We start from the raw sequence: 6,000 nt of genomic DNA on the forward strand, positions 1-6,000 counted from the left end.
CCCCTGACGAAGCCCGCTCACCCAGCGGGCTTCGTCGCTTTCAGCAGTCCAAACCGTCCCCAGCCACCCACAAGGAGCCACGATGGAACAAGACCCGATCACCGAGGGCAAGCCGGCAGGCAAGCACAAGTCTCCTGCCCTCACGATCCGCCGCAGCCAGGTCAGCGATGCCGCTGCGCTGGCCCAGATCATGAGCCATCCCGAGGTGCTGCCCGGACTGCTGCAGCTGCCGCATGCGACGGAAGAGCAGTGGCGCCTGCGCCTGAACGACAACCTGGCGCCCGGCAAGACCGACCTGCCGCTGGTGGCGGTGCTCGATGGCGAAGTGGTCGGCAGCGCCGGCCTGCATCCGGCAGGTGCGTCGCTGCGCCGCCGGCATGTGATGAGCCTGGGCATGGCCGTCGCACCCCAGTGCCAGGGGCGTGGCGTCGGGCGGGCACTGATGGCCGCGCTGATCGACTATGCCGACAACTGGGCTCAGGTCTTGCGCATCGAACTCGGCGTCTTCGTCGACAACGAGCGTGCGATCGCGCTGTACAAGCGCTTCGGCTTCGAGATCGAGGGGCGGATGCGCGGCTATGCGCTGCGCGACGGGCGGTACGCGGACACCTATGCGATGGCGCGTCTGCATCCGAGCCCGCCGCGCTGGGATTGAGCAGCCATCGGCTCAGCCCTGCTGCAGCACCGACGTAGCGCTGGCCGGCACAGCCGGCGCGCCGACGAAACGCGTCCACAGCTCGTCGATGTCCAGCAAGGTCAGCATGGTGCCCGGCTCGCCGCCGGCCAGCAGGCGCGGCGGCACCTCGCCTGCACGCGCTGGCGCGGTGCGCAGCGCGCTGTGCGGCGCCGCGAAGACCTGGCCGAGCTCCTGCACGAGCAAGGCCAGCCCGCGGCCATCGCTGCAGCGGCAGACGAGCACCGGCGCGCTGCGGCTGCGGTTCGGGCGGCCATACAGCAGCTGCGACAGGTCCAGCACCGTCAGCATGCGGCCCTCGTGCTCCAGCATGCCTGCTACCAGGCCGGCGCCGCCGGGCAATCCAGTGATGCGCGCCTGTTCCAGCGCGACGCAGGTCTGCCCGGCAGGCAGACCCAGCCACTGGCCGTCGACGAGGAAGCTGGCCACGCGCAGCTGGGTCTGGGCCGCGTGGGGCGGCGCAGGCGTGAAGCGCGGTAGTGCCACCGCCGAGGACTGTTGACGCGCGCCCAGAGGCATCAGCACGACGGCGACAACGTCCTCCTCGCCAGGCGGCAGAGCGCGGCGATATTCGCGGTAGCCGGCCGACATCGCCAGGCCGGCCACATGCACCAGGCCGTCGATCTCCAGCTCGACGCAGGCATTGGCGCCGGCCGACAGCTCGAGCGCATTTGACGGCAGCGGCCCCTGTGCGCCGACCTGCCAGCGCGCATCGCTGCTCGCGACGACGCGGCCGCTGCGCGTCAGCAGCAGGCCGCTGGCGCGGCGCCCCGCAGGCAGCGCATCACGCAAGATCGCGGCGAACTGCGGCTGGCCGTCGAACACGACGGCAATGCCGCCGCCGACTTGATCACTGCCGGGCAGCGGTACCGCGGCCGCGAAGACGTAGCTGGCCTGACCGTCGTACAGTGCCGTGCTCTCGTGACGCGACACGACGTATTGCTCGCGGTCGCGCAGCGCCAGCGCCGCCGCCACCCAGGGCGCATCGAGCGCGCGCCCCAGCCACTCGTCTCGCACCGGGTCGGAGACGGCCAGCACCCTGCCCTCGGCATCGAAGAGCAGCAGCAGCGCATAGACGGTGTAAAGACCGTTGATGCGCTGCAGCCGCTGCGCCGCCACCTGCGCCGAGCCACCGGCCAGCGCCTGTTGCAGCGCGCTGTCGAGCGCCCACCAGCGGCAGTCGTTGGCGCGCTCGTAGAGATTGCGGTCCATGATCTCGCTGGCCAGCCGCGCGTGAAAGACCGCCTCGTCGCGCAAGGCGGCGAGTGCTGAGTGATGCAGATTGCCGATCGCCTGCTCAAAGACCTGGCGCAAGGACTCGCCGGTGCGCTCCACCTCGTCGAGCAGCGTGCCGACAAAGCCCGCGGATTCACCGTCGGCGCGCTGGTCGAGCTTGCCGTTCCACAGCGTGCGCGAGAGCTCGCGCTGGATCCGCCCGGCCTCCTCGGGGATGGCGCGCAGCTCGGCATCGAACAGATCGCGAGTGTCCAGCCCGTCTGTGAGCTGGCGGTCGATCTCGCCCGCCTCGTCCTGCGCGAATGCGTGCTCGACGGGCAGCAGGGCCAGGCCCGACCAGCCAGGCCCCTGATAGCCCTCAAAGCCCTTGGTTTGGGCCAGCACCCCGAGGTACTCGCGACCGCCGAAGACATAGCGGCCGCTCTGCGCGCCAGCTGCAAGGTCCAGCACGGCACCGGTCGGCAGCTGCCAGCGGTCCGAGCTGGCCAGCACCTCGCCGCGGGGATCAACCAGGGCCAGCACACTGCGGTCGCCAGGCGGCAGCAGCGTACGGAACACACCCTGCATCTCGTCTTCGAAACGGAAGGACAGGCAAAGCACACCGGCAGCTGCGCCACCGGACTGCACGGCGCTGGCATAGAGCAGGCCGGTACGGCCATCGAGCAGCGCGCTGGGGCCGTAGCGCTCGACATAGGCAGCGCCCGGACGCAGCGCGTCGGCCAGCAGTTCCGCATCGCCGGCCGAGGCCTTGTCCTCGGCCTTGCAGTTCAGGCGTACCAGCAGTTGCCCGTCGCGTCCCAGCAGGATCACATCGTCGTAGACCGAGTACTTGGCGACATAGGCGCGCAGGCGCGCCCGCGTCTCGTCAAGAATCAGCGAGCGGCGCATCTCGTCCGCGGCAACGAGCTCCTGCAGCGCGGCATCGGCCGCCAGAAAACCGATGTCCGCGGTGCGCTCGAACAGATTGCGCACGAGGATGTCGATGGCCACCTGCGCCTTGCTGCGCAGAGCCTGCCGCGCATTGCCCAGCAGACGCCGCGCCAGGCTGTCGAGCAGATTGCCGGTCAGCGCCTGAAAGGCCTGGCGCGTGCCGCTGAGCTCCGCGGCAGAGCCACTCATCTGACTCAGCAGCGCCAGGCTGTCCCAGACACCCTGCAGACGCAGCAGGTTCTCACGATGCTCGTCCACCTGGCCCATATGCCGCAGGTAGGGCGCCACTTCGGCGCTGAATGGCAGGCCACGCCGCCACACCTTGTTCTCGGACACAGTTCCTCCCAACCACGGCACAGAAATCGATCTTCCCTACGCAGCACTGCTGACGTCGACACCATCCAGGAAGGCGTGGTCGGTAGCAGCATTCCACGCACTCCGGTGATGCCCTTCCCCGCCCCTCCTGAGTGCAAGGCTCCGTGCGCGCACCCGTACCGGGCAGGAACTTGATTCCGCTCAAGCCGGGGCTGTGACAATGCGCACAGTCCTGTGCCTTCGTCAGTCTTTGTAGGACTTTCGTCCGGCACGGCCGCAACTTGCATGCCAACCGTTTGCCATCCGCAGCAAAGCAGGCAATCAACACCGAGCTCAACGAGCAAGCGCTGTTGCCACCCTGGGCGAGACCAAGCACAGCGAAGGCGATGCGGCAGGGTCTCTGCACGGTGCGCCCCCCGCCACAGGTGGCCCCGACAGTGCCACTGGCTCCCCTGCAGCACAACCGCGGCCGACAGCGCAGGAGCAAGAGATCACAATGAGGGGTCCAGCGATGCTGGCCAGATCAGCCGGTGACCGGTGCTTGCGGCCAGCGCCTCAATGTCCTCCGGCGTGTCGACATCAACACGGTAGCGCGCATTCGCCGTCGCCCAGCGGTGCACGCGCTCGGGATGAGCCGCCTGCCATTGCTTGCAGCCAAGGCTAGCCTCGCCAGCAAGGATCTCGTCCTTCACCGCGACAGCGAACATCACCGGATTGCCAGGCAGGCCGCCCACCGTGGGCACCAGCACGGCCGTGCCCTCGGGCCGCGTCACGTAGGCGCCAATCAGCGCGTCGATGTCCCGAGCGTTGATCAGCGGCTGGTCGGCCAACAGGACCAAAACGGCGTCAAGCTTGTCGCCAAGAGCAGCCAGTCCCAGGCGCAGTGACGAGACCTGCCCGTCCTCAGGCCGCAGATTGCGCACCAGCGTCACCGGGAAGCTCTGTACCACCGCCTCGACGCGCTCGGCCTCATGCCCCAGCACGACGACCACCTCATCGACGCTGACGCCGGAAAGCGCAATCAGCAGGCGGCGAATCAGCGGCACGCCGTCGAGTTCGAGCAGGCACTTGGGCCGTCCGCCCATGCGCGAGGCCGTACCGGCGGCAAGGAGCACCGCGCCCAAGGTGAGCGCGCTGCTGAGTCCACCTTTGTCTTTCAGAATGAAGCCCATCTCAAGATTCTCCGCAACAGGATTCTGCAGTGCGCAAGAAACGAGGACGGCACCTCGCGGCAGCCTGCGTCGCTTAATCATCCGCGCGCAGCGGGACCTTCACAGCCAAGGGGACATCGCCACCCTGCACGCGGCGCTCGCCGGGATAGTCCTCGGCCAGAGCCCCTCTGCGACCGGTTGCCCATCGAAATCCACGCGCGGCAATGAGTAGCTCAACCTATTTGTGCAGATGCTGTTGGGCCAAGCGCTGCAGCGAATGCCACTCGTTCGGGGTCGCAGCGAGACCAAGACCTATGGCATATCTTCGCGACCGAAACACAGCACGAAGACGGCCGCTTTCTCCGGCTGAACGATAACGCGCGCCCGGCACCGGGTGTTCGCTGCAGTGAAGCGGGCAGCGGCGACGCAGTGCTTCGGTGGGCCCACGCGCGCCGCTGCGCATCGGGACGATCTGACGCACATTAGCGTGCCTTGATCGTACCGAGCTCTGTCTTGCAGATTCAGCAGCCGGACAGCTTCTCGATCGGAACAGCGTCGAAGGGATCATCAGCGCAGTCAATGCCGTCGATCGGCACCTATCTGGCCGCCGGGCCCCCGTCGGTCAGGTGCCTGGCTTGCTGCAACTGCTGACGCGGCGCTTGCGCGCCCATGACCCAAACCCGGTTCAGCCGCTGCGTCGACGGAACAGGCCCAGCCACCAGCTCTTGATCAACATCCAGAGGATGGCAAGGCCATTTAGCTCGCGCGGCACCTGCGGAACTGGCACAGGTGCAGAGGCTGCCGTGAGAAGAGCAGTCTCCGCATCCACTGTTGCAGGCACGATAGGAGCGGCGATGGCCGCTGCGGGCAAGGCCGCCGCAGCGGCACGGAAGTTCTCCACAAACTGCCCCAGGATCATGTCCGACACCTGGACCATCATGCGGCCACCGAACTGCGCGAATTTGCCGTTGACGATCACCGTCGCCTCACCACGCAGCGCGGACAACGCAGCATCGGCCGGATCCGCAACAATAGTGGCGACAAGATCCATCGACGCAGAGGAGCCTGCCTTGTCTGCGCCCTTGCCGCGCAGCACGATGCGGCGTTCTGCTGGCTGAAGCGAAAGAACGTCCACTGTGCCCGCAAACTGCGCCACTGCCGGCCCGACCTTTACCTTCACGCCGCCTTTGTACGAAGTCTCGGAAACCTGCTCGATGATCTGGGCGCCGGGCATACATCCGGCCACCGCCCTGAGGTCCTTGAGGATGGCCCATGCCCGCTCGGCGTCAACCGCCAGCGGGTACTGCTTGTCGAGCTTGACTTCCATGTCGTCCTTTCAGCACCTGAGAGCCAGGCACCCATGCCCTTGATGGTCCGCCAAACGCATGCGCGTGATGCCCTGCGGTGGGATCAGGACTTCGGCATGTGATAGGCAGCCAGGCGGGCGGCGCGTCTCGGGGGGATGTTATCGGTGCCGGCCGTGGCGTGGCGTGGCGAGCATAGACGAACATCTGGCAACCCAGGACTGCTGTGCGTCCGGCGCTCGTTGCTGATGAGACAAAAAGCAAAACCCCTCCGGACTGGATCCAGAGGGGTTTGCGGGGATATTAGCCTGACGATGACCTACTTTCACACGGGAATCCGCACTATCATCGGCGCTGACTCGTTTCACTG

The 6,000-nt window shown here is 67.2% G+C and carries 4 protein-coding genes; 1 reads left to right on the plus strand and 3 read right to left on the minus strand.

Annotated elements, in window-relative coordinates; genetic code table 11:
• Positions 1-82: 82 nt before the first annotated feature.
• Positions 83-655, plus strand: coding sequence for a GNAT family N-acetyltransferase (locus tag AC2EBS_RS18120; RefSeq protein ID WP_484729858.1), 573 nt, complete (start codon positions 83-85; stop codon positions 653-655).
• 12 nt (positions 656-667) lie between these two features.
• Here AC2EBS_RS18120 and AC2EBS_RS18125 read toward each other — a convergent pair whose 3' ends face one another.
• The 3 genes from AC2EBS_RS18125 to AC2EBS_RS18135 all read right to left on the minus strand — a co-directional run bounded on the left by AC2EBS_RS18125 (position 668) and on the right by AC2EBS_RS18135 (position 5,653).
• A complete protein-coding gene (locus AC2EBS_RS18125) occupies positions 668-3,196 on the minus strand; it encodes a chemotaxis protein CheW (protein WP_484729859.1) in 2,529 nt (842 codons plus the stop codon).
• A gap of 470 nt (positions 3,197-3,666) precedes the next feature.
• Positions 3,667-4,428: a nucleotidyltransferase family protein gene (locus AC2EBS_RS18130; RefSeq protein ID WP_484729860.1), complete on the minus strand. Its 762-nt coding sequence runs from the start codon at positions 4,426-4,428 to the stop codon at positions 3,667-3,669.
• Between the two features lie 583 nt (positions 4,429-5,011).
• Positions 5,012-5,653, minus strand: coding sequence for an SRPBCC family protein (locus tag AC2EBS_RS18135; RefSeq protein WP_484729861.1), 642 nt, complete (start codon positions 5,651-5,653; stop codon positions 5,012-5,014).
• Between the last annotated feature and the right edge of the window lie 347 nt (positions 5,654-6,000).

Source organism: Roseateles sp. T103, assembly GCF_057219915.1.